Below are 24,340 nucleotides of genomic sequence, written 5' to 3' on the forward strand. Positions count from 1 at the left end.
GGACCGGCATGATCCCCGACAGTTTGGGTTAAGCGGTCTGTTCGCCCGGTTCGCGCAGCCCCTCACGAGGCGGAGCGAACCGGGTGAACAGGCCGCGGCGGTCGATGAGACCGACGTCGAGGTCGCAGAAGCGGACGACGTGGTCACCGGTATCGAGTTCGGCGATGCCGACAAGTTCGTTCACCAGCGCCTGACCGATAAAGACGAACTTGCCTTTCCATTTAATCTCCCCATTGCCGCGAACACGGCGGGCCTGGTGATCGGCGTCATACCAGGGGTCTTGCTCGCGATCCGGCATGGTGCGTTGAGATGCTCAATAGGCGTCCTCCGGCGGCCGTTGGCCCAGCGCTTCGTGAGGACGTTCCTTATTGTAATGCTCTCGGAAGGCGTCAAAGCGGGCCTGTTGCTCGGACGCATTATCTGCCGGTGGGCTCGATGTTTGCGCCTTCAAGGTGCGATGCATGCGCTCATGGCGACCGTTCTCCTGCGGCGAGGCCGGACGGATGAAGTGCGGCGTAATGCCGAGCTTCAGCCACCAGACCGACAATGTGGTGAGACCGCCGGCGCCGCGCGAGCCGAACGGCGAACCATTGTCGCAGCGGATTGCCCGCGGCAGGCCATGCTCGCGGAAAGCCCTCTCGAAGCGGGGGCGGACGCCCTCGGTCGTCGGTGCGACGATCTGCAGTTCGATCAGGAAGCGACTGTGGCTGTCAGCCACCGTCAACGGATCAATCCGGCACTGGTCGCGGGTGCGGAACCAACCCTTGAAGTCCACGCTCCACTCGTCGTTCGGCTCCTGCACCGGCGTGCAGGGACGCCGCTGGTCGAGCGGACGGCGGCGGCGCTTCACCGGCGAGATCAGCCCCGCGCGCTTGAGAATGCTCCCAATCGTCGACGCCGCCGGCCAATCGATCTCCGGCGCCTGGCGGTCAAGCAGGGCGAGCAGCTTGCGCGGTCCCAGATAGGGAAAGCGCTGCCGAGCCGCGATCACCTTCTCTGCAATCGCCGCATCGGTCGTTTGTCGGCATTGCTGCGGCGCGTGCGAACGGTCCCTGAACCACTCCGGATCGCCGCTCTGCTTCCGCTGGCGCCATGCGTAAAACGTGTCGCGGCAGATACCGTGACGGCGGCACAACTCCGACACGCTCCAGTTCCCGCTCTCGTACTCCATAAGCATCCGGATACGCTCTTCCATCCGACTGGTCTCTCTGAACGGCATCGTCGGGCCCTCCCGCCGATGCTTCTAGAAACCTGTCGGCAATCATGCCGGTCTAAACTGTCGGGTATCTATCCGGTCTGTACCGCATTGGGAATCCCACCGTGGAAACACCCCCACCCGCCACGCATCTTGCGATGCGTGTCGGCCTCCCCCTCAAGCGGGAGAGGCGAAGTGAGCCCGCGGATAGACTCCCGTGCTTCATCTGCGATAGCCCTGCCCTTTGCGGGGGAGGGAGCGCAGCGTCTTCGCGGCCACCAGTTCGACCTAACTTCATCAAGCTTTAACTTGAACGGTCGCGCCGTGATCCGGATAAACACCACGGCCCGGCGATCCGGCCAATACCGGCAAATCATGTCTCGCGCTAAACCCTGTGCACAGCGTTGTCGCCGGTGGTGACCTTGATATCGGCATAGCGACACGCGCCGTGGCGGCGCTGGAACGGCGCCACGGCCAGCAGCCAGATTTTCGCGATGGCCTTCGCCGATCCACCGATATGGGCGGCGTAGTCCGCTGCGATGTCGCGTTCCTGCGCTTGCCAGGTCCCGAGGTCCGCCTTCCCGGAACGGACGATCATATGCGTCTCGATCGCATTCCAGCCGGGCAACGGGCAGCGGAAAACCTTGCCTTCTGGCAAATGTTCGCTCCAGATGTAGGTCAGATCCTGCCCGTCTTCGAACTTCACGCCGATCGAAAGATAGTCGTGGGTCGCAGCCTGGTCTTCCGCGACGGCGGTTGGCAATTGATCGATCTTCCAGCGCCATGCGAGCCGCGGACGCGAGGCCAGCGGAAGCGACAGCGGCCGCTCGATGATACTGACGTAGCCCGTGGTGTCGCAGATGATCTCACCGTCCGCACCCTGGCTGAAGACTTCCTGCCCACCTCCAAAACCGAGCAGGTTCGACCAGCCTGGCGGCAGCTTGCCGCCACGCTCAAGACGCGCAAGCTCGGACTTGAGCAGACCGCCCACGTCGCCATGCGCCAGCAGGCTCTTGACGCCCACGCCGGCATCGGCGCGCCACAGCAGGGCGATACCGGTCACCTTGACATCCGCCTTCTTGTAGATGTCTTCCGGCGTCGCCAGCACCCCGTCCTCACTGGCCCATTCCGCGGCCGAACGCGCGACCTCGATCCGTCCGTCGTGGGAGGCCGTCATGGTCCCGGTATCCAGCATCGGATTGTAGATCGGCCGGAGCCCGCGCGTGCGCGCGTGGAAGATCAGGCCGGGACCGAACCAGAGATCGTGTTCGCGTGACAGCCACATCCGACCGCTCAAGAGGAACGTCACCTGTTGGCCCTGCGCCGCGTCGAGCCCGAGATCGGTCCATGGCAGATCGCTGCCGTTGATCTCGAAAACCTTGTAGGCAACCAGTTCCGGTGAACTCGCCTTCGCAATGAGATCCTTGATCCCGCCCACCAAATCCGCCGGAGCCGGACCGCTCTGCTCGGCCGCTTGCGCCGTCCGCAACGCAGGCCCGGCAAAGGGCAGCACCAGACCGAGCGCCGATGCACGCAACATGACATCACGTCGGGAAATTTTCCCGATACGGCCGGCCGCGGACGACACGCCGAAACAAGCAAAGCACATGCATTCCTCCCTGGTCCCGGTCGACCGCCGGCGTTTGGCCGTGTTTCATCGATCGGGTTTCGAATGCTATGCTTCGGCCGCGAATTCAGCCTGCCATGATGTGCCGAAATGGCGGCCTGTTTGGCGCGTGAGGGCAGATGCACCAGACTGGTTACACACGCGCGAGCACGCTTGGTCCGATTGCCGACGTCGTGACGGCGGCCGGTGGATCGATCGAGCGGGTGTTCCGCCGCGCCGATCTTCCCCTCGGATTGCTGGAGGCGCCGGACACGCTGTTGCCGCTGCGCGATCACTTCCGGCTGTTGATGGTGACCTCGCGGGAATTGCACGACGAAGTCTTTGCGGTCCGGCTTGGTCGCCAGACGTCGATGGCGGGCCTCGGGATTTTCGGCAGATGGGTGGCCCAGGCCCCGACCTTGCTCGAGGCGATCCATCGCGCAGGAACGAGCCTGCCGCACATGCTGCAGAACGCCACCCAGCTGGTCGTCCGCCGTCATGGCAGCGAAATTCACTGGTCGTATGAATTGACCGACCCCGCGCGCGACGGACGCCGGCAGAACGAGATGCTCGCCATCTGGTACATGATCGCCGTGGTCAGGCATTTTGCCGGCGCCTGGTGGCTGCCGAGCCGGATCATCTTTGGCGACCTGCCAAACCGGCTGCGATGCCCGATCGGCGAGTTGACGTGTACCGATACTTCTATCGGCAACGCCGCCAGCGCAATCGTGTTCGATCGGCGGCTGTTGACGGCCGTCAATCCAAATCTCGGACAAGGCGATGGGCTGACCGCGAGCGAACTCGGACGCATTTTCGACCTGCCGGATCCGGAGGACCTGCCGGGCCGTGTTTCCGTACTGATCGAATTGGAGCTGCTCGATCGGCGTCCGACCCTTTCACGCATCGGAAACCGGTCGGGACTCACGAGACGAACACTGCAACGCAGGCTCAGCGAAGTCGGACTGAGCTATAGTGACCTGCTGCGAAACGCGCTGCAGCGACGTGCGGTGAGACTGTTGTGCCAGACAGACCGATCGATCGGCGAAATTGCATCGGTGCTCGGTTATGACGACCCGGCCCATTTCAGCCGGGCCTTCGAGCGCTGGAGCGGCGCGGCTCCCACCCGTTGGCGGCGTCTGCTTGAAGCGCGCGGGCGGGGCGAAACAAATGGCGCGCCACTCAGAATAAAATCGCGAACCGATATGTAATTGAGATTGCTACACAATCCTTTACGCCGTGACTTATCAGATCCAGCGCCTGCGAGAGCTCCCCAGCTGCAAGCATCGGTCAAGGGCGAGGGATATTTCAGAAGACAATTCAAATGGTTAGCTTTGCAGGCACGCGGATTCCTGGCGGCTCGACGGCCTTGAATTCAAATCGCCGTGCGAGCCTTGCCGGCGTCAACCAAAGCCGCACATCGCGCGACTAATGCAAAGGACGCTTCACATCGATCCGGAAACCGGCACCCGAAGACTTAAATCGAACCAGACCGGCCACGCAGCGACAAAACAGCCACCGAAAAATAAAACAATGAGCTTCCTTCCGAGCTGAAACACACAGCAACGCTGAACGATGCATAAAGAATGTCGCGACTTCGTTTGGCTCACGGTTCGAATTGAACGCCCCTGTGGTTGTGCGACAAAGGACTCGCATCTAGGTTCCGCACCGGCCGGATTTCTCATGTTTGCCGCCTAAGGACGATTTCCCGCGACGCGGCCTGGACGCCTGCGCCGCCCACGCGGCTCCCCTTCGGAGCCGCCAGACCAGGAGACGACTGCATGTCCACCTCACAATCCCCGAAACTTGCGGAATCGACCGCGGTCAACGAGGCCGTCAAGGCACGGATGGCGCCGAAGCAGGCGACACAGGCCGCGCCTGTCGACATCACCGCCAATCCGGTGGCGAAGATCGTCTTCAATCCCGAAGCCGCGCCGGAGGAGCGCAGCCGCCAGGTCGGAGCCCTGCTCTCGCCTGATCTCGCCGAGGAGTGCAAGGCGTCGATCAAGCAGCTCGAGGCCTACAAGGAATATTTGGCGCAGCAGCGCACGCTGATGCAGCGCAAGCTGATCGAGTTGTCGTCGACGACCGTCTTCGCCAAGATGAAGCAGACGTTTGCCGACATGAACAAGGGCGTTCTCGACTTCCGCGAGATGATCCGGCCGCTGGTCGACAATCTGGATGCGCTCTACACCCTGCGCACGGCCGGCGACAATGTCGTGCTGGATACCTTCGCGGAGATCGAGGAGGATCGCAAGCGCGAGGCCGATTGGGACCGCCGTACGTCGGAGATCGAATCCGAAACGCGGCAGGTCAACTCCGACAAGGAGATGCTCGATCGCGACATCGCCAAGCTGAAGACGCAAACCGGCCTGTTCGGCGGCATCAAGAAATCCGCGCAGGCCGAAATCGCCGCCAAGGAGCTGCTGATCGCCAAGCGGATGGAGGGCCTGAAGGCCTGCCGCGACAAGGCGCTGGCGATCATCACGGAGAAGGCCGAGCACGACGCCAAGCAGGGCAAGTTCAAGGCCGAGAAGGATCAGGTCCGCAAGATGCTCGACATCTCCGGTCCCGAGCACGTCAAGCGCGTCGAGGGCATCATCAAGGCGGCGCTCGGCTATATCGACAAGTCGCAGGTCTCGGTCTCGGAGCTGCGCGACGAACTCGGAGGGATCGAGGGGCAAGCCGACAAGCTGGTCAAGATCAACTCGCAGATGATCACGGTGGTCGCTATCCTCGACAAGGGCATCGACCTCGCCAGCGCGGCGAACAAGGAGAAGGTGCAGGCGCTGTCGACCGCCCCGGCGGGCGAGGATACCCTTGCCCGTCTCGAGCGCGAGCGCAAGAAGAACGATTTCGAGCGCCACGTCACCACCCTGCTGGACAGCGGGCGGAGCACCAAGAAGACCGTGGCCGATCTCGAGAAGGACGCGGTCGACGCCAACACCTTCCACGACGCTCTCGGCAAGCAGAATGTCAACCTGCGCGAGCTCTCCAGCGACGGCATCGCCAGTGTCGCCACCAGCCTGAACACCACCATCCAGGCGCTCAACAACTCGGCGCTCAACGAGGCCTCGGAGAGCGTGCGCGATTCGATGCGGGCGATGAACGCGGTGACCGACGACGTCGCCAACAAGGAAGTCATCCGCCAGGCGCTGCAGGTCGACGAGGCATCCAAGCGGATCATGGAGAAGGTCGAGTCGATGTCGAACATCGCCGAATCGCTGCAGGCCGCCAACAAGCTGCGGGAAGACGGGCTCTCCAACATCCAGAGCCGACTCGGCGAGCTCAGCGATGTCACCGCCACCGTACGTGCGCGGCTGCAGGAGAGCATCGGCATGGACGCCAAGGATCCCGGCGCGCCGGCCGCTTCAGCGGCAGCGAAACCGGTCGACGACAAGGAAATCACGTTCGGGCAAATCTGAGCACAAGTCTGAGCCCGCCCCGGACCGGCGCTGCCGGTCCGGCCTCCCCACCTCCACGCCTGACCGATGGAAATCTGAAATGGCCGACAACTTCCTGATCACCGGCAGCGAGGCGCTCGCCAACCGGAAGAACTTCAAGCTGGTTGGCTGCACGGAGAAGTTCGAGGAATTGTGCACCATCCTGACGCGGATGGAAGCCAACAGCGTGATCGTCTCCGGTCCGAGCGGCGTCGGCATCACCACGCTGGCGCTGGCGCTGCAGGCGCGCAAGGTCGACCCCGACGCGCCGTTCGACATCGTCAACAAGCGGCTGTTCTGGCTCGACACCGACGGCCTGTTCGGCCTCGGCGACAACGACGCTATCGTCAAGCAGTTCAAGGCGATATTTGCGACCCTTAACCGCACCCCGGACAGCGTTCTGATTGTGGAGGATACGCTCGATCTGATCGATGCGCTGCGCAACAGCGGGCTGATGCACATCGTCAACGCGTTGACGTCGATGGTGAAGACGAAGAAGACGCAGGTCTTCCTCGAGGTGCGTGAGGCCGACCTGACCCAGGTGCTCAAGTGTCATTCCGACTTCCGCGATCATTTTACGCTGATGGATCTGACCGAGCCGGTCGGCGCCGAACTCGAGGAGATCGCGCTGCACGGCGCCAGAGACCTCGAAGAGAGCTACGAGGTCCGGATCGATCCGGCTGCGGTCAAGGCCGCCATCGACATGTCGAGCAAGTACCGTTCGCTCGACACCGGCCTCAGCGCGGCGCAGCCCGCGCGCACCCGCACGCTGCTCGATCGCGGCATGGCGCGCTATTTGCTGCGGGCGCATTCGACGCCGCCGCTGCTCGCGGAGCTCGAGGCGGAGCTCGCGCGTCTGATGGCCGGCGGGCCGTCCTCCGGAAACGAGGAAAAGGCCGCCACCGTGCGCGCCGCCATCGCCCGCCACAAGGCCGAGTTCGCCGAATATCAGGCCAAGATCAAGGGCTACTACGCGGCGCAACGCGAGGGCGAGAAGTCGATCGCACACATGGAGGCCCAGCTGCGCAGCCTCGAGGAAGACGAGAAGAAGCGTCACCTCGACGATCCCGCCGGCAAGGCCTCCGCCGGCGATGCCGACTTCGATCTGATCGCCAGGGCGTCCGGCTATGCAACGCCAGAGATTCTCAAGCTGCGCGGCGACATTGCGCAGACCCAGGCGGCCGTCGATGAAAATCGGGTGAAATACAAGGCCGTCACCAAGCAGATCAACGATCGGCTGCTGTTCACCGCAGACATGGTGATCGACGAATTCTCGCTGATCTCCGGTATCGACGCCTCCAAGCTCAAGCAGAACGACGCCGTCAAGCTGCTCAATTTGCACGGCTCGCTGAAGCGGCGCGTGTTCGGTCAGGATGCGGTGATCGATCATGTCGATCGTGCGGTCAAGGTCTGGCGGCGCGGGCGGCGCACCGACAAGCCGCTGCCGTTCCTGTTCTGCGGCGCCAGCGGCGTCGGCAAGACCGAGGTCGCCAAGGGGCTGGCGGAAGCCCTGTTCGACACCGACAAGGCGCTGAACCGCTACGACATGGGCGAGTTCATGGAGAAGAACGACGTCACCAAGCTGATCGGCGCGCCTCCGGGCTACGACGGCTTCTCGGCCGGCGGCGAGATGACCAACTCGGTGCGGGCCAATCCGTATCAGGTCATGCTGTGGGACGAGATCGAGAAAGCTCACCCCGACATCTTCAACATCTGCCTCAACATCCTCGACGACGGGCGCTGCCGCGACAATCTGGGCCGCAAGGTTGAGTTCGGCGACGTGGTGATGCCGATGACGACCAACATCGGCGCGGAGCATGCGCTACGGGTCGGCACCGGTCCCGGCGACCTGAGCCAGGATGAGGCCTATGAGCTCACCATCCGCGACCTGAAGAAGGCCTTCCGAACCGAATTCCTGAACCGCTTCGAGGGACGCGAGAACATCATCCTGTTCCACAAGCTCAACATGGACACGATCGAGAAGATCGTGTTCCGCGAAATCTCGCGCATCAACGCCTTCTACGCGGCACAATCGATCGAGGTACGCTTCCCCGAGGCGCAGCTGCGGGAGTTCTGCGACAAGACCTACTCGCCCGAGATCGGAGCGCGCGGCCTGCCGGGCCGCATCAAACGCATCGAGGCCATGATCGTCGAGAAGACGATGGCTGACGCCGCCTTCAGCGGCACGCTCGACATCGGCTTCGATGCCACGAGCCGCAATTTCACGTCGACCTGGATCCGCCATGACAGAAAAGCCGCATGACGACGCCGATGCGTTGCTGCACGGCATCGACAAGACGCTGTCCGAGTTCAAGACCAAGGCCTATGAGGCCAAGAAGTCCTACGACCAGTCCGACCTCGGGCGCGCCCACCGGGAGCTGAGCATGCTCGGCCGGTTCTGGTCGCAGTTCGTCCGCTCCTGCGGCTGGATCTACCTGAAGCTGATCGCTCCGGTCACCTGGCGGCTCTACCGCTTCGTGCGCTGGGCGTTCGCCCGCTACCGCGCGCTTTGGGCGCGCTGCGTCTACGCCAAGGACGCTTATGGCGATCCGGAATTCAGCAAGGCGCGCGGCGGAATCATGATCCTCGCGACGATCGCCGTCTGCTACATCCTCTACTGCGCCGCGGCGGTCGCCGCGACCTTGCCCTGGTACCTTGCGACCGTCCGGCACGACGAGCAGCTATATCTGTCCAACTCCCAGAACCTCTCGAGTTCGCAAACCGAGGGACCGGAGGTCCACGAGGTCTACGGTTGCGAGACGCTGCCCTGCACCGACCAGAACACGGTGACCTTCCGGGTGCGCGCGACCTGGTTCAACGAACTCTGGAGCGTGCTCCATCATGGTTCGCTGTTTTATCCCGGCTACGTCGCAGCCGCCGTCAGCCCGGTGCTGAACCGCTGTATCATCACCTCCTACGGTGTCCGCAAGAAAATCCTGGTGCGATCGTGGGATATCTATCCCGACCTCGTGCAGGTCGAATGCATGCCGACCGGCGCCGATGAGGGCAAGGACAGCAAGGTGATCAACAACAAGGACTATCGCTAGATCCACTTGGTGCACTTCAATAGACAGGCAATCTTTGGCGCGCCGCTCAGAACAAAACCGCAAACTCTTACTCAATTGAAATTGCTTGTGATTTTTCCCTCCCCGATGATTCGGCAGCCGCCGGCGCCGACTTCGGCCTCACGCGCTGCAGCAGGCATCTCGGCACGTCTCACGACAGCATGCGCCTTGGATAGCTTTGGGATCGGAGTATTGTCGTCGGCAGCAGTCGAAGCTTTGAGACCGGGGAATTCGCGTACGCGCTCGATCGCGATCAAGGCAGTGGCGCTCGAAGCGATGCACTCCAGAATCAAGCCGATGATCGCGACTGCGGTCGGACGGCGCGGCAAATGGAGGACATTATGGCTTGGCGTGACGATAAGGCCCGTGCAACCCTGATCCGCGATGCCGCGGGAAGCGTGCAGCCGGGCAAGGCTCCCCGGAGCTTTGCCGAACTTCTGTTCGGCTACACCAATGTCGAGGACCTCGCCAATCACGATGCCTTGTCGCTGGCCTTCCTGGCGGAACAAGCCTGGGAGCACGTGCAGCAGCGTACGGCGGGCAGCGCCGATATCCGTGTCGTCAATCCGATGATGCCGGACGGGCGCGAGATTTCCGTGCTCGAGATTCTCAACGACAACATGCCCTTCCTGTTCGATTCCACGACGGCGGAGCTGGCCGAGCAAGGCATCGAAGTCACCCTCGTCGCTCACCCGATCCTCGCGGTGGAGCGCGATGATCAAGGCAAGCTCCTGCGCTTTCACGGCGAAACACTGCCGGAGGGAGCGAAGGGTACGCGGGAAAGCCTGATTCATCTCCACATCACCCGCCTGGACGCCGATGCCGATCGCCAGAAGCTGATCGACGGCCTCACCAGGTCGTTGAACGACGTCCGCGCCTGCGTCACCGACTGGCGTGCCATGCGCGACCGGGTCGAGGACGCGATCAAGACCTTCTCTTCCAATCCGCCGCCGCTGCCGATCGACGAGGTCGCCGAGGCCAACCAGTTCCTGCAATGGCTCTGCGCGGACAATTTCACCTTCCTCGGCGTGCGCGAATATCGCTTCTCGCCCGACGGCGATGCGTCCGACGACATCACGACCGGCAAAGGCCTCGGCGTGCTCCGCGATCCGGATGCGAAGGTCCTGCGCCGCGGCGGCGAAATGGTGGTGATGACGTCGGAAATACGCGAGTTCATGCACGACCCTACCCTGCTCATCGTCATCAAGGCCAACGTCTCCAGCCGCGTTCATCGTCGCATCCGCATGGATTATGTCGGCATCAAGCTCTATACGCCCGACGGCCGGCTGGAGGGCGAATTGCGGGTCGTCGGCCTGTTCACCTCGGGCGCCTATACCCGCTCCGCACGGCAGATCCCTTATGTCCGCCACAAGGTGACGCGGGCGCTGCAACGCGCCGGCTTCGACCCGAACAGCCATTCGGGCAAGGCGCTCATGCATATTCTCGAAGAATATCCGCGTGACGAATTGTTCCAGGTCGACGTCGACACGCTCTACAATTTCGTCATGGAGATCCTGATCCTCTACGAGCGTCCGCGCGTCCGCGCGCTGGCGCGGGTGGACAAGTTCGATCGCTTCGTCTCCATCCTCACCTTCATTCCGCGCGACAAATACGACACCGACGTCCGCACGCGCGTCGGTGCCTTCCTGGCGCAGGTCTACAAGGGGACGCTGTCGGCCTCCTACGTTTCATTCCCTGAAGGGGCGCTTGTGCGCGTCCACTACATCATCGGACGCTATGACGGCAAAACTCCCGTCGTCGAACGCGCCACGCTCGAAGCCGGGATCAGCGCGATTGCCGCGACCTGGGCCGACAAGCTGAAGGCCGCGCTCACTGCCTCGACCGATGGCATGCGGGCACGCATGCTCACGACCCGATATGCCCAGGCCTTCAGCGGCGGCTATACCGAGGTGTTCGGCGCGGAACAGGCGATCACCGATATCGCCACCATCGAAAAGCTCACGCCGACCCGCCCCGTGGCGATTTCGGTTCACCGTGACGAAAGCGAGGCCGATCCCAAGCGCTTCGGACTGAAGGTATTCTCGCACGGCGCGCCCCTGTCGTTGTCCTACCGCGTGCCCGTGATCGAAAATCACGGCCTGCGCGTGGTCAACGAACGCACCTATCAGATCGCGCCGCGCGCCACGCCGGCGCCTCCGCCGGTTTGGCTCCACGAGATGACGATCGAGACCAGCGACGGCCAGCCGATCACGATCAACCCGGAATTCAGCCATCGCCTTGAAGCCTCGATCATGGCGGTGGTCCGCGATCACGCCGAACCCGATGGATACAACGGCCTGATCCTGCGCACCGCCCTGGGCTGGCGGGAAGTCTCGACCATCCGGGCGCTGTCCCGCTACCTGCACCAGATCCGCGCGCCGTTCACCCAGGATTACATGTGGGAGACCTTGCGCAAGAACGCCGCGATCACGGCCAGCCTCGTCGCGCTGTTCCAGACCCGCCTCGATCCACGCCTCGCCTCCACGGAGGCCGAGCGCGCGGCACGCGAGACGGCCCTGCTTGCCGAGGTCGAGGAGCAGCTCAAATCCGTCGCCTCGCTGGACGAAGACCGCATCCTGCGCCGATTCACCAACCTGGTGCAGGCGACGATACGCACCAATCTGTGGCAGATCGGCGAGGATGGACATCCGCGTCCGGTGATCTCCTTCAAGTTCGACGCGCGCCGGATCGACGACCTGCCGGCTCCACGACCTCTGTACGAGATCTTCGTCTACTCACCTCGCGTCGAAGGTATTCACCTGCGCTTCGGCAAGGTTGCGCGCGGTGGCTTGCGCTGGTCCGACCGGCCGCAGGATTTCCGCACCGAGATCCTCGGCCTCGTGAAAGCGCAGCAGGTCAAGAATGCCGTGATCGTGCCGGTCGGCGCCAAGGGTGGCTTCGTGCCCAAGCGCCTGCCGCCGCCTTCCAATCGCGACGCCTGGCTCGCGGAAGGCACCGAAGCCTATCGCATCTTCGTTCGCTCGCTGCTGGAGCTCACCGACAATCTCGACGGCGACATCGTCGTGCCGCCCGAATCCACCGTGCGCCATGACGGCGACGACCCCTACCTCGTCGTCGCCGCCGACAAGGGCACCGCCACCTTCTCCGACGTCGCCAACGCGATCTCGGTCGAGAAGAACCATTGGCTCGGCGACGCCTTCGCGTCCGGCGGCAGCCAGGGCTACGACCACAAGAAGATGGGGATCACGGCGCGCGGTGCCTGGGAGACGGTCAAGCGCCACTTCCGCGAGCTCGGCACCGACATTCAGACCACGCCGTTCACCGCGGTCGGGGTGGGCGACATGTCCGGCGACGTTTTCGGCAATGGCATGCTGCTCTCGCCGGCGACAAAGCTCGTGGCGGCTTTCGATCACCGCGACATCTTCATCGATCCCTCGCCCGATCCTTCGATCAGCCTCGCCGAGCGCAAGCGCCTGTTCGACCTGCCGCGATCGAGCTGGCAGGACTACAACAAGTCGCTGATCTCGCCGGGCGGCGGCGTGTTCTCGCGCCAGCTCAAGGCGATCCCGCTCACTCCGGAGATGCGCACCCTGCTGGATCTCGACAAGCCGCAAGCCACGCCTTTCGAGGTGATGACGGCAATCCTGAAGGCGCGCGCGGATCTCCTGTGGTTCGGCGGCATCGGCACCTATATCCGCTCCGCCGGGGAAAGCGACGATCAGGCCGGTGACCGCGCCAACGATCCGATCCGCATCACGGGCGGCGACGTGCGGGCCCGGGTGATCGGCGAAGGCGCCAATCTCGGCGTCACCCAGCGCGGCCGCATCGAGGCGGCGCAGAAGGGCGTCAAGCTCAACACCGACGCCATCGACAACTCGGCCGGCGTGAACACGTCCGACGTCGAGGTCAATATCAAGATCGCGCTGGCGCGCCTCGAGCGCGAGGGGCGCCTCAGCCCCGCTGACCGCAACAGCCTGCTGGCCGCGATGACCGACGAGGTCGGCACGCTGGTGCTGCGCAACAACTATCTGCAGTCGCTGGCGCTCTCGCTCGCCGAACGCAAGGGCGTGGCCGAGACCGGCTTCCTCACGCGCCTGATGCAGTCGCTCGAGCAACGCAGCTTGCTCAGCCGCGCGGTGGAGTTCCTGCCCGACGACGCAGCGCTCACCGAGCGCACACGGCGCGGCCAGTCCCTCGCACGGCCCGAGCTTGCCGTTCTGCTCGCCTACGCCAAGCTGACGCTTTACGATGACCTGCTCGGCACCAGCGTGCCGGACGATCCCTATCTTGCCCGAGAACTATCGCAGTATTTTCCGCGCGAGGTTCAGGACAAATACCCGACGGCGGTCGAATTCCACCGCCTGCGGCGGGAGATTATCGCGACCAGCCTCGCCAATGCGGTGATCAACCGCGGCGGCCCGGCCTGTGTCGTGCGCCTGATCGACGAGACGGACGCCGATATCCCGACCATCGTCATGGCCTATGTGGCGGTCGATGAATGCTACGGGCTGAAGTGGCTCAGCGACGCGATCGACGCGCTCGATACCTGCATCGACGGGCAGGTGCAGCTGTCGCTCTACGCTTCCGTGCAGGATCTCCTGCTCTCCCGCATGGTCTGGTACGTGCGCAATGTCGATTTCAAAGACGGGCTGGAGGCCGTCGTCGCGCGCTTCGGCCCGGCTATCCGCGAGATCGTCGCCGGGCTCGACGCCGCGTTGCCGACGGACTTGCAGGCCGCACGTGCCAAGCGGCGGCAGGAACTCACCGATGCCGGTGTCCCGGCCGGCCTCGCCGGCGAACTCGCCGATCTCGACGCTCTGGTCTCGGCGCCCGATATCGTGACGGTTGCGGAGCGTACCAACCGCCCCATCGGCGACGCCGCCGCGACCTTCTTCGCCGCCGAGGCGAATTTCCGTCTCGACCGGATCGTCGCCGCCGCGCGCAGCGTGCCGGCAAACGATTATTTCGAACGGATGGCGATCGACCGCGCCGTCGAGCAGATCGCCGGCGCCGAAAGAAGGCTGGCCGCGGATATGCTGGCAACCGGCCAGTCCGGCCAGCAGGCTGTCGAGACCTGGCTCGCGGCGCACCCGGAAGCTGCGCGCATCCGTCGCTCGGTCGAGGAGATCGCGGCCAGCGGCCTGACGCTCGCCAAGCTGACGGTGGCGGCGAATCTGCTGGGGGACCTGGTCAAGGCCTGAGGCGTGCGAGGCAGCGATGTGAAACATGCTAGCGCAGGTTGCTAGCCGGCGAACGGAGGACTCCAATGATCCACGCCACTTGCCATACCGCCGATAATGTCCGCTGTATCGAGTTCGATGCCACGCCCTGGTTCAGCGAGGCTGACGCTCCGAGCATTATCGATTTGGCCCAGCGAGGATGGGCCAGCACGGCGATTGCAGATTCCCTCGAGCGCCGACGGGGCTATGAAGGCTTGCACGACCTCGTTGAGTATGCGGCGAAGCGACTGCAACCTGAATCCCTGGAGGACCCAAGCTGGGAAACCTTCGCATGCGTCGTCGATGGACCCGACGCCGTGGCCTGGCTCGAGGGCAACCGGCCCGACATTGTGGCAAGGATCCGGAACGCCATGTGAGGCGCCAGCAATTGCGACGATTGACCGGCGGCATCGCACGCGAAGCGGAAATGGCGCTTCCCAGGAAGTAACGGGGGATGCTCACCCCCCGAATGCTAGGGCGTGTACTCATAAATCCGGTACCCGCGTGCGGTGATAGCGAGGTCCGGATCACCCTCGAAAGCAGGCGTCGGACGATGCGGAAGTGAATGTCCGCTAAGGGCCAAGAACAGACATCACGTAGGTGGACCATCCTTTACTTGGCGTTCCCCTCTGATCCGCCTTAAGGTGCCTCTTGGTTGGATTGTGTGCCATGGTGCAAGAGAGGCCAGTCCGGGTCGAGCGCAGATTGTCGGCGATAATGGCCGCCGACGTGGCTGGCTACTCGCGGCTCATGCATAGCGACGAAGAGGCCACGCACGCCAGATTGACCTCTCTTCTAACGGAGGCCGTCAATCCGTCAATCACTGAACACGGCGGCCGCATCGTCAAGAACACCGGCGACGGGTTCTTGGCGGAGTTTCCGAGCGCAGTGCAAGCGGTTCGAGCTGCTCTACAATTCCAGACCCGGGTCAAAGAACTTACAATCGCCGATGCGGAAGACACGCGTATTGGTTTCCGTGTCGGCATCAATGTCGGCGACGTGATTGTCGAGCCGCATGACGTTTTTGGCGACGGCGTAAATATTGCGGCACGGCTTGAGAGCATCGCAGAGCCCGGCGGTATCTGCATTTCGTCTTCTGCTTACGACCATATCCGAGGCAAAGTCGGCATCGAATTCACCGATCTGGGCGAGCAAGCCCTCAAGAATATCGAACGTCCCGTGCGCGCCTATGCTGCTGTGGTCCTGGAACGATCATCCACGCCGGCAGCATCGGCCGAGCGCGCGAGGCCCAGCGCACTTTCAGCGCCTCGTCTTTCGATCGTGGTGTTGCCGTTCGCTAACCTCAGCGGCGATCCCGAGCAGGACTATTTCGTGGATGGCGTGACCGAAAGTTTGACAACTGATTTGTCGCGTGTCGCAGGTTCATTCGTCATCGGCCGACACACCGCATTCACTTACAAAGGTAAGGCGGTCGATCTCAAGCAGATCGGCCGAGAGCTGAACATCCGCTACGTGCTCGAAGGGTCTGTACAGCGGAACGGTAACCGGCTTCGGGTGAACGTTCAGCTTATTGAAGCTGAAACCGCCAGTCACCTTTGGGCGGACCGCTTCGACAAACCCGTCGCCAATCTGTTCGATATGCAAGACGAAATCGTCGCGCGGCTCGCTAACGCACTGAATACCCAACTCATTGAGGTTGAGGCACGACGAGCGGGTCGCTCGCTAGATCCCGATGCAACGGACCTGAACTTCCAAGGTACCGCGTGGTTAAATAAGGGCGCGACCCCCGAGCACTTGAGGCAGGCGCGTGGTTTTTTCGAACGTGCCCTAACCATTGATCCCCGAAGTGTGGGAGCGCTGGTCGGCATGGCAACCCTCGATATGATAGTAGGAATTGCCGTACTAACCGACGACCGCATCGGACGCTTTTCGGCCGCCGAAACAAATGCGATCAAGGCGCTTTCATTGACCCCAGATGACGCCTCCGCTCATTTTATCTTGGGTTGCGTCTACATGTTCACCAACCGCCATGCCCGAGGGATTGCTGAATGCGAACAAGCATTAGTGCTCAATCCTAATCTTGCCGACGCTCATGCCGCGCGTGGTTTGGCCAAATTTTTAATCGGTCGGGCCGCAGAGACCGAAGGTCACATACTTGAGGCTCTTCGTCTCTCCCCCCGGGACACCTTTGCTAACTGGTGGATGCATTGCCTAGGCAGGGCCAAGATACAACTAGGTGCGAATGCCGAGGCCGTCAATTGGCTACGACGAAGCATTGAGGCCAACCGAAATTTTCCTCTCACTCATTTTCAGTTGGCCGCTGCCTTGGGCTTGCTCGGTGCGCTGGATGAGGCGCGAGCTGCTGCAAAAGAGGGGCTTGCGCTCGATCCCGGCTTTACTATCCGCCGCTTCAGCACCGCGAAATCAAGCGACAATCTGACTTACCTTGCTGGGCTGGAGCGGGTCTGTCAGGGCATGCGCCTAGCCGGGGTGCCTGAGGGGTGATGTCGCAGACGGGTCACAAGGCGACATCCTTGCGGTCGGGCCGCCTGTCCGCTTTGCCTCTCCAAAGCGGACATCCTGGATTTATGAGTACGCGCCCTAATGCTGCACGCGGTCCGGAAATGCCGTGTAGACGAACCAGGGTTCTGGATCCTCGGCCGTCGGAACATGGTTTTGCCTCGGCCTGATGACGATGGTCACGCCCTTCAAGTGCTCGTCCCAAAACACGCCCTTGTCGAGCACCTGATCGTTCGGGTTCTTGTAGACCTTCTTGAGCCATCCGCCGCCGGTTTCGTAACCGACGGCCTTGTTTTCTCGGACCCACTCCTTGCCGCCGGCCGTCGTTGTCCGGATCTCATCGATATTGTCGTGGATGATCTGTCCGATCGCCTTCATCATCGTGTCCTGATCGCGCCACCTCGAAGCTGCCTTGGTCTTGCCTTGACCCCGCCAGACACTGAAATTTGTCGGCTGACCGTTGGTTTCCGATGGTGGCACCGCGAGCTTCTTCTCGCCGACGACCCTCTCCAGGAGTTTCGTCTCGGTCAGGTGCTCGTTGTGTCGTCCCAAAAGGTGCCCTCCCTCCTTTTCCCATATCAGCAGCTCGCGCGCGCCGACCTGCTTGTATTGCTTCGGCAAGCGAGGGGTGACGCTCGGCGGTGCGCCAACCGGCTTCTTCGGTGGGCCGGGCTTCATCGCCTGCACGAACAGGCCGCCCGGCTCCGAGCCCGTCGCCATGCTGAAGTGCAGGAAGGAAACATTCATGCCGACGTAGCCCGCGAACGTATTGGTCAGCATCGCCAGTTCGAGAAGCTCGTGGCGGCGCCGGATGTTGAATTCGATCGTGGTTCGGAAATCGACCAGGTCCGGGGTGGTCGATCCGTTCAGCATCATCTCGTCGCGGGCGTTCATGGGGATGATGGTGCCGTTTCGCCGCACGTAATGATCGATGATCGGCGGCTCATAAGGCTTCAGCCGCACCAGCCGCATTCCGGGAATGCTGGTCCGGACCGGGACGTCGTCGAGCGAAAGCTCGAGCTTTCGTCCGTCGTCGTAGTAAACGACCATCGTATGGAATTCGAAGGTATTCGGATTCGGATCGCTGGTGACGTTCGAGATGTTATGGTTGACGAAGCGCTCCTGATATTCCGGGTCGGAATGGGCTATCGTGCGAACGGTCTTGGCGTCTTCATCGACCAGTCGATATTGCTGGCTCCGTGGCTCCGGCTTCGGCGCCGCCCCCTTCACCGCCGTCAGGATTGCGAGCAGATCGTTCCGCGCGCTCGGCGACACACGAGTGTTGAAAGCGGTGGCAAGCGCATCGCTCGCATCCGGCGTGGAGAGACGTTCGTACAGCTTCAAGGCCAGTGCCGGATCGTCGACCGCCTGAAAGGCCGTTTTCAGCGAATTCAGACGCCGCACCCCGTCCGGCCCCGAAAGCGGCGCGCGCAGCAGCGCCATCACATCGGTCTCGAATTGCTGCTCTGTCATCTCTGGTCTCCAACAACCGCCCGGCAACGTCCTTTGGACGTAGCGGGCGTTGCGTTGGTTCGAACGGTCGCGACATGTTGAACGGCCCGGAGGCTCTCGTTCTGTCTGTGATCTCGACGCACACTGAGGGCCACACGCGCGCGCGCCGAAGATCAGGTAGACGCGGCGAGACCGAGGAGTTTCGCGCGTGGACCGACGCTGAAATGATGGCGTTCGAGAAACGTTGGCGTTACGGCACGAAGCAACACGCCGCCTACGAACTCAAGCCTATCCTTCAAAGGGGCGCGCTGCCAAAATATCGAAAACAACCTCTGGATGGCGCGCCACTCAGAATAAAACCGCGAACTCTCATATCATTGAAAACTGCGACATAAAATTCAAGCGGGCCTGACCATCGGCTTTGCCGTTGGTCATCGGACCTTCATCCGCCTCACACCTTCACGCTCGCATCGATCAGCAGCTTGGCCACCGTGAACGCCGACTGCGCCGGCCCCTCTTCGGACTGCTGGCCGGTGACGTAGATGCCTTCGATGAGCAACAGCAGGGCGTCGCCGAGCACGGCCGGGTGACGCGCGCCCATGGCGGCGGCGAGCTCGCGCAGGCGCTTGCGAAAGACCTTCTTGTGCGCTTCGGCGACCTGCCGCGCGGGATTGTCCCGCGACGGGTATTCCACGGTCGCGTTGCTGAGGCCGCAGCCGCGATAACCCTTGCGCACGGCGCGCGTGGACAGCTCACGGATATAGGCGAGCACGTGCTCGCGCGCATCGCCGTAGGATTTTCCGCCGGGCTTCTCGAATTCCTCCCAGAAACGCAGGTCATAGTCGCGCATATAGGCGGCGGCGAGATCGTCCTTTGACGCGAAGCTGCGATAGAGGCTCGGCTTGGTGACGCCGGCTTGCTCGACCACCTCATCGACGCCGACGGCGCGGATGCCCTCGCGATAGAACAGCTCGCTCGCGGAGGCGCGGATCCGGTCGGCGGCCCGGACCGGGCGTTCCGCGGATGGTTCGACGGTTTTCTTCATGACGGCTTTTCCGGATTCTCCCGCACGGCAGGCTTGACAATGTTACTTACCGGTACGTATACACACCGCATCGCAATACGTACCGGTAAGTAACATGCCCAATGCCTCCATTCAACCCACCCCCGTCCCGAGACGCCCGTTCGGCCAGAATTACGTATTCGTCGTCGTCGCCGTGATCTTCCTTGCGCTGCTCTCTTCGGCGGGCCTGCGCGCGACGCCGGGCGTGCTGATGCTGCCGCTGCAACAGGCGTTCGGCTGGAACGTCGGCGTGATCTCATCGTCCGCCGCGATCGGCATCTTCCTCTATGGCCTGGCGGGCCCGTTCGCCGCGGCCGTGATGCAGCGCTTCGGCATCCGCCGCACGGTGCTGGGCGCGCTCGCGCTGATGTCGGCGTCGACCGGCGCCAGCTATTTCATGACCGCGCCGTGGCAATTGTTCCTGACATGGGGATTGCTCTCCGGCATCGGCTCGGGCGCGGTCGCCAACGTGCTCGGCGCCACCATCGTCAATCGCTGGTTCACCACCAATCGAGGCCTCGTCATGGGACTGCTGACGGCGAGCACCGCGACCGGCACGCTGATATTCATGCCGGGCCTCGCGGCGTTGGTGGAATGGGGCGGCTGGAAGCCGGTGGTGCTGACAGTCGCTGCGTGCTGCGCGGCACTCATTCCGCTGGTCTATTTTCTCGTGCCCGAGCGGCCGGCGTCGGTCGGCCTGCGCTCATTCGGTAGCCAGCACGACGATCATGCCGCGCCGGCGGCGCAGGGCAATCCGTTCACCGCCGCGTTCTTGAACCTCGCGCGCGCAGCGAAGACGCGGGCGTTCTGGTTCCTGTTCGCCACCTTCTTCATTTGCGGTTTCACCACCAACGGTCTCGTCGGCACCCATCTGATCGCGTTCTGCAGCGACCATGGCATCGTCGAGGTGCATGCGGCGAGCCTGCTCGCGTTGATGGGGTTCTTCGACCTGTTCGGCACCACCTTCTCAGGCTGGCTCACCGACCGTTTCGATCCGCGCAAGCTGCTGTTCCTGTATTATGGGCTGCGGGGCCTGTCGCTGATCTACCTGCCCTACTCGGATTTCTCGCTGGTCAGCCTGTCGGTGTTCGCGGTGTTCTATGGTCTTGACTGGATCGCGACCGTGCCGCCGACCGTGCGCATCGCCAACGAAGCATTCGGTGACAAGAACGCGCCGCTGGTGTTCGGCTGGGTGGTCGCCGGCCATCAGCTCGGCGCCGCCTGCGCCGCGTTCTTCGCCGGCTTCATGCGCTCCGCCCAGGGCGATTACCTGCAGGCCTTCATGATCGCCGGCGTCACCGGCATCATCGCGGCCGTCCTGTCACTGATGATCGTCCGGCGCCCGGCGCAAGCCGTGCTCGCCGCGGCGTGAGAAGGGGCACACAGTGGTGCGACGTACAGCCGCTATTCGGCGCGCACGTAAGTCGAACGGAAATAAATATCCGGACCGCCGGTCGGATCCTTCATCGGATCCGACGTCATCGTCAGGTCATTGCCCTCGATCTCGAAACCAAAGGTGATCGGCTGCAGGTACTGCACCGCGGACACTTCGGGATAGAATACCACCTTGTTGCCGCCGATCGACTCGAAGGGACCGGCGGCACTGGCCATGGTTTTCGACCATGCGATACGGTCGGCATCGGTCACGGCGCCGACGCTGGCTTTGCGATCCTCGGCGAAGAACATGTAGATCATCCGGTGACCTGTGGTGTGGATGCGATAGCCCTTGGGGTGCTCCCCGTAGGTCTTCACCACGGTCTCGACGCCGACCTGCCGCCGCTCGAAGCTGACCAGCTTCCAAACGCCGATGAATTGCAACGGCACGTCGTCGGTCATGGCGTCCATCAAGGCCCCCTGGTGGCGCTGAGCGTCCGGCTTCGTGCGCAGACGCTTATTCGTCGTCTATTCGACGAACGCGCCTCGGCATTCGAAAATCCTTGATTTTGCTGGCGCTCCCTAGGGGAATCGAACCCCTGTTTCAGCCTTGAGAGAATTGCATCGCGCACGTTGGCGAACGTCAGCGAACGAGAATAACACATTTGATTTCAATTGCTTAGTTCGTACTCGTTTGGTACTGTTCGTGACCATCTTCGACCGCCTGTTGAAGAAAACTTGAAGAAATGGGGAACGGCAGTTGGCACGCTCGGCGCGGCACTCGTCGCTTGAAACGCGCACCGCTCGCGCGAGACTGAAAGTACGCCGGACGCCCTACTTCGCCAAAATCGCGAAGGGCCTGCGTCTAGGCTACTACCGCGGTGCGAACTCCGGGTCGTGGGTCGCCAGCTTCTATTGTGGCGCCAAAGGCTATGTGACGAAGGCAATTGGTGCAGCCGATGACACCGTCGATGCCAACGGCGCAACTGTCTTCGACTTCTGGCAGGCCCAGGACCAATCCCGAACCTGGGCAGAACGACAACGTCTTGTCGTTGCAGGCATTGTTCGGAACGGACCGTATACGATCAAAGATGCAGTCGAAGACTACTTGTCGGGAACCGCCGCTGAAAAGAAGCCTGCTGCAGTCAAGGGCGCGAAGTACGTGTTCGACGCTTGGATCCTGCCCGAACTTGGGTCACTCAAGATCGACGAGGTGACGACCGAGAAGCTGGTTCGGTGGCGCAACAAGATCGCAACCGCGCCTAAGCGGGTGCGGACCAAACGCGGCGCGGCTGAACAGGCTACGCATGAAACTGCTGATGATGACGATGCGCGCCGTGGCCGCAAGGCGACCGCAAATCGAATTCTCACCATGCTGAAGGCGGCACTCAACCGAGCGTTTTATGCCGATCGCGTCGCATCGGACAGCGCCTGGCGCAAGGTCAAGCCGTTTAAGAATGTTGACGGGCCGATCGTGCGATATCTCAATTTGCGTGAGGCGCGTCGTTTGGTGGATGTCTGTCCGCAAGATTTTCGGAAGTTGATCGAAGCGGCACTATATACCGGCTGCCGCTACGCGGAGCTCGGCCGCCTCAAGTATGAAGATTACAACAATGACAGCGGCACCTTGTCGGTCAGGTTGAGCAAGGGCAAGAACCGTCACGTCTTCCTCACGGAGGAAGGAAAGCAGGCCTTTCGTCAATGGACGGCCAACCTCGAAGCCGGCAAGCGAATTTTCTTGAGGCGTGACGGCAAGCCGTGGGGCACCTCTCATCAACAGCGGCCACTCGATGAGGCCAGTGATCTTGCTGGAATAGCCCCTGCAGTTAACTTTCACATTCTACGACATACACACGCGTCCTACCTTGCCATGGCCGGCGTTCCGATGGCCGTGATCGCCAAACAACTAGGCCATGCCGATACACGAATGACCGAAAAACATTATGCTCACCTCGCGCCAAGTTATGTCGCGCAGACGATCCGAGAAAACTTCCCCGTGCTTGGCTTGAGCGCGTTCGGACAGGTTGCGCAGTTTCGAAGTCGAGCGGCCACGCAACCTAAGACCCCTGCGTCCCGAACGTAAGCATCAGTCGAAAAAATCAACAAAAACAATGAAGCTCGATCCTGATTGACCACCTTTGTCGCCCTTTGTTCACGGGGTTTCGGTGGTCAATCGGTGGTTGGCGTCTGATCCCAGACGCGAGAGTTGCTTGTCAAATCGGCTACCAACGAAGCCGATCGTGGACATAACGATCCGTCGGCACTTGCAAGTCCGTCGGGGGTTCGAGTCAGGAGACCGCTACATCGCTAGACCCATTATTTCGGAGGCCCTGTTTTCTTATCGACGCGCAGCGTAACCGGCACGGTGGGCGCTTCGAAAGTCCGCCAGATGCCACCTTTTGTGCGCGATCTAACTACGGCTTCGAAAGCTACCTTTGGACCACCTGGAGCCAGCACTAACGTTCCAGGGTCAACGGTACTGCTTCACGGGGACCTTCAATTTTGGTTGCCGCAAAGAATGCGAGCGCGCGGTCGCAGACCTAGGAGCCGAGGCGGGACCCCTAACTCAGAAAACGAGAGTTCTGGTGGTCGGCGTCTACGCGACCGACTCGTGGAAGCACTCCTCCTTTGGCAATAAGGTCATGAAGGCTTGCGAGTGGCGCGATAGCGGTTGGCCTATTTGCATCGTCTCCGAGCCTCATTCGAGGGGGTACCTTTCAATCTGATCGTGCAATCACTCAGCTTCAAGATCCATCGTCGCGACGGTAGGCTGCCGGTGAGACCACGATCCCCGCTACATAAATGGCGAGTTCGAACTCGCCTAATCGCGCTGGTGACCTAACGCAATGCAACAACATTAAGGTTCGATGCCGGACCAATGACTGTCCCTCTTCTCGTCGCCATAGTCCTATCGCTCTTTTTTGCAGGATCGGCAGCTGCGGAATACGGCGAACGAGGCGGTCCTGGTTATCGTGGCCCGAATAGTAAATGCGTCGGCTGGGCAGAGATGGGGCGCGTATGTGGCACCTGAAACTCGGTGCAGAGCCGAGGCTGTAGCACCGAATGCGTCCGAGGCCGCCGGTCACGGCGCCAAGATTGAAGAACTGCGCCAATTGCAGAAGAAATAAGATGTTCTTCATTGGCATCGGTCATTCCTACCGGAGGGCAGCCTAACTCGGGACGTCGTTGCCGCTATTTGTGCGCGGACCTTCGCCGAAAAAGTCGTCCCGGGTACGTTCAAATCCGGAGGATACCGGATTTGCGGATGGTGGCTTTGACGCCCTGATTGGGCTCATCACCACGAAGGAATCGAAACCGTAGCGAAATTGAATTTCGAGAGGTTTCGCCTCCATTCGATCAATAGGCTACAAGGCAGTTCAGAATGAACTTCGATCAACAAATTCCAGATTTGATGACAAGCCCCGATGACACCCGCCGGGGCACCAAACCGGCTGCGAAACTGAGGTCACCGACATAGCCAGCG

At 62.1% G+C, this 24,340-nt stretch carries 16 protein-coding genes; 9 read left to right on the forward strand and 7 right to left on the reverse strand.

Annotation, left to right across the window (positions count from 1 at the left end; translation table 11 throughout):
• Positions 1–28 precede the first annotated feature (28 nt).
• The 3 genes from V5279_RS35420 to V5279_RS35430 form a co-directional block, all read right to left on the reverse strand.
• Positions 29–298, reverse strand: a complete 270-nt coding sequence (locus V5279_RS35420; protein ID WP_338691636.1) for a hypothetical protein — start codon at positions 296–298, stop codon at positions 29–31.
• Between the two features lie 15 nt (positions 299–313).
• Positions 314–1,219 (reverse strand): integrase core domain-containing protein, encoded by a 906-nt coding sequence (locus V5279_RS35425; protein WP_338691637.1) that lies wholly within the window; start codon positions 1,217–1,219, stop codon positions 314–316.
• A 361-nt stretch (positions 1,220–1,580) separates the two neighbouring features.
• Positions 1,581–2,735 (reverse strand): DUF3047 domain-containing protein, encoded by a 1,155-nt coding sequence (locus V5279_RS35430; RefSeq protein WP_338691638.1) that lies wholly within the window; start codon positions 2,733–2,735, stop codon positions 1,581–1,583.
• Between the two features lie 260 nt (positions 2,736–2,995).
• Between V5279_RS35430 and V5279_RS35435 the strand changes: the two genes are divergently transcribed.
• The 4 genes from V5279_RS35435 to V5279_RS35450 all read left to right on the forward strand — a co-directional run bounded on the left by V5279_RS35435 (position 2,996) and on the right by V5279_RS35450 (position 9,288).
• Entirely contained in the window at positions 2,996–4,009 is a 1,014-nt protein-coding gene (locus tag V5279_RS35435; RefSeq protein ID WP_338691639.1) for a helix-turn-helix domain-containing protein, read from the forward strand.
• A gap of 570 nt (positions 4,010–4,579) precedes the next feature.
• Positions 4,580–6,223, forward strand: coding sequence for a hypothetical protein (locus V5279_RS35440; RefSeq protein WP_338691641.1), 1,644 nt, complete (start codon positions 4,580–4,582; stop codon positions 6,221–6,223).
• A 79-nt stretch (positions 6,224–6,302) separates the two neighbouring features.
• Positions 6,303–8,504, forward strand: coding sequence for an AAA family ATPase (locus tag V5279_RS35445; RefSeq protein ID WP_338691642.1), 2,202 nt, complete (start codon positions 6,303–6,305; stop codon positions 8,502–8,504).
• On the forward strand, positions 8,485–9,288 hold the full coding sequence (locus V5279_RS35450) for a hypothetical protein (protein WP_338691643.1): 804 nt from the start codon (positions 8,485–8,487) through the stop codon (positions 9,286–9,288). The genes V5279_RS35445 and V5279_RS35450 overlap by 20 nt, the downstream gene beginning before the upstream one ends.
• Positions 9,289–9,359: 71 nt before the next feature.
• Here the strand turns inward: V5279_RS35450 and V5279_RS35455 are convergent, their stop codons facing one another.
• Complete coding sequence (locus V5279_RS35455) at positions 9,360–9,635, reverse strand: hypothetical protein (RefSeq protein WP_029080426.1); 276 nt, start codon at positions 9,633–9,635, stop codon at positions 9,360–9,362.
• Here V5279_RS35455 and V5279_RS35460 point away from each other — a divergent pair, their 5' ends adjacent.
• From V5279_RS35460 to V5279_RS35470, 3 genes are all read left to right on the forward strand, one after another.
• On the forward strand, positions 9,636–14,468 hold the full coding sequence (locus tag V5279_RS35460) for an NAD-glutamate dehydrogenase (protein ID WP_338691644.1): 4,833 nt from the start codon (positions 9,636–9,638) through the stop codon (positions 14,466–14,468).
• A 65-nt stretch (positions 14,469–14,533) separates the two neighbouring features.
• Positions 14,534–14,863 carry a hypothetical protein gene (locus V5279_RS35465; RefSeq protein ID WP_338691645.1) on the forward strand — a complete coding sequence of 110 codons (330 nt, stop codon included), beginning with the start codon at positions 14,534–14,536 and terminating at the stop codon, positions 14,861–14,863.
• A gap of 292 nt (positions 14,864–15,155) precedes the next feature.
• A complete protein-coding gene (locus V5279_RS35470; RefSeq protein ID WP_338691647.1) occupies positions 15,156–16,952 on the forward strand; it encodes an adenylate/guanylate cyclase domain-containing protein in 1,797 nt (598 codons plus the stop codon).
• A 96-nt stretch (positions 16,953–17,048) separates the two neighbouring features.
• Here the strand turns inward: V5279_RS35470 and V5279_RS35475 are convergent, their stop codons facing one another.
• Both V5279_RS35475 and V5279_RS35480 read right to left on the reverse strand, forming a co-directional pair.
• Positions 17,049–18,440 (reverse strand): hypothetical protein, encoded by a 1,392-nt coding sequence (locus V5279_RS35475; RefSeq protein ID WP_338691649.1) that lies wholly within the window; start codon positions 18,438–18,440, stop codon positions 17,049–17,051.
• A gap of 430 nt (positions 18,441–18,870) precedes the next feature.
• The gene (locus tag V5279_RS35480) at positions 18,871–19,464 is read right to left on the reverse strand and encodes a TetR/AcrR family transcriptional regulator (protein ID WP_224741133.1); all 594 of its coding nucleotides are present in this window, start codon (positions 19,462–19,464) and stop codon (positions 18,871–18,873) included.
• A 94-nt stretch (positions 19,465–19,558) separates the two neighbouring features.
• On the opposite strand from V5279_RS35480, the gene V5279_RS35485 reads away from it, so the two are divergent.
• Positions 19,559–20,854 carry an MFS transporter gene (locus tag V5279_RS35485; protein ID WP_338691651.1) on the forward strand — a complete coding sequence of 432 codons (1,296 nt, stop codon included), beginning with the start codon at positions 19,559–19,561 and terminating at the stop codon, positions 20,852–20,854.
• 32 nt (positions 20,855–20,886) lie between these two features.
• On the opposite strand, the gene V5279_RS35490 is transcribed toward V5279_RS35485, so the two are convergent.
• On the reverse strand, positions 20,887–21,327 hold the full coding sequence (locus V5279_RS35490; protein WP_338691652.1) for a lipocalin-like domain-containing protein: 441 nt from the start codon (positions 21,325–21,327) through the stop codon (positions 20,887–20,889).
• A gap of 289 nt (positions 21,328–21,616) precedes the next feature.
• Here V5279_RS35490 and V5279_RS35495 point away from each other — a divergent pair, with 289 nt between their 5' ends.
• Complete coding sequence (locus V5279_RS35495; RefSeq protein ID WP_338691653.1) at positions 21,617–22,939, forward strand: tyrosine-type recombinase/integrase; 1,323 nt, start codon at positions 21,617–21,619, stop codon at positions 22,937–22,939.
• The last annotated feature ends 1,401 nt before the right edge of the window (positions 22,940–24,340 follow it).

The sequence above is a fragment of the Bradyrhizobium sp. 26S5 genome (genome assembly GCF_036923295.1).
Classification (GTDB): Bacteria; Pseudomonadota; Alphaproteobacteria; order Rhizobiales; family Xanthobacteraceae; genus Bradyrhizobium; species Bradyrhizobium septentrionale.

Coding starts and splice junctions, on each gene's coding strand:
- V5279_RS35420 (WP_338691636.1), bottom strand. CDS start 298: ATGCCGGATCGCGAGCAAGACCCCTGGTATGACGCCGATCACCAGGCC.
- V5279_RS35425 (WP_338691637.1), bottom strand. CDS start 1,219: ATGCCGTTCAGAGAGACCAGTCGGATGGAAGAGCGTATCCGGATGCTT.
- V5279_RS35430 (WP_338691638.1), bottom strand. CDS start 2,735: ATGTTGCGTGCATCGGCGCTCGGTCTGGTGCTGCCCTTTGCCGGGCCT.
- V5279_RS35440 (WP_338691641.1), top strand. CDS start 4,580: ATGTCCACCTCACAATCCCCGAAACTTGCGGAATCGACCGCGGTCAAC.
- V5279_RS35445 (WP_338691642.1), top strand. CDS start 6,303: ATGGCCGACAACTTCCTGATCACCGGCAGCGAGGCGCTCGCCAACCGG.
- V5279_RS35450 (WP_338691643.1), top strand. CDS start 8,485: ATGACAGAAAAGCCGCATGACGACGCCGATGCGTTGCTGCACGGCATC.
- V5279_RS35460 (WP_338691644.1), top strand. CDS start 9,636: ATGGAGGACATTATGGCTTGGCGTGACGATAAGGCCCGTGCAACCCTG.
- V5279_RS35465 (WP_338691645.1), top strand. CDS start 14,534: ATGATCCACGCCACTTGCCATACCGCCGATAATGTCCGCTGTATCGAG.
- V5279_RS35470 (WP_338691647.1), top strand. CDS start 15,156: ATGGTGCAAGAGAGGCCAGTCCGGGTCGAGCGCAGATTGTCGGCGATA.
- V5279_RS35475 (WP_338691649.1), bottom strand. CDS start 18,440: ATGACAGAGCAGCAATTCGAGACCGATGTGATGGCGCTGCTGCGCGCG.
- V5279_RS35480 (WP_224741133.1), bottom strand. CDS start 19,464: ATGAAGAAAACCGTCGAACCATCCGCGGAACGCCCGGTCCGGGCCGCC.
- V5279_RS35485 (WP_338691651.1), top strand. CDS start 19,559: ATGCCCAATGCCTCCATTCAACCCACCCCCGTCCCGAGACGCCCGTTC.
- V5279_RS35490 (WP_338691652.1), bottom strand. CDS start 21,327: ATGGACGCCATGACCGACGACGTGCCGTTGCAATTCATCGGCGTTTGG.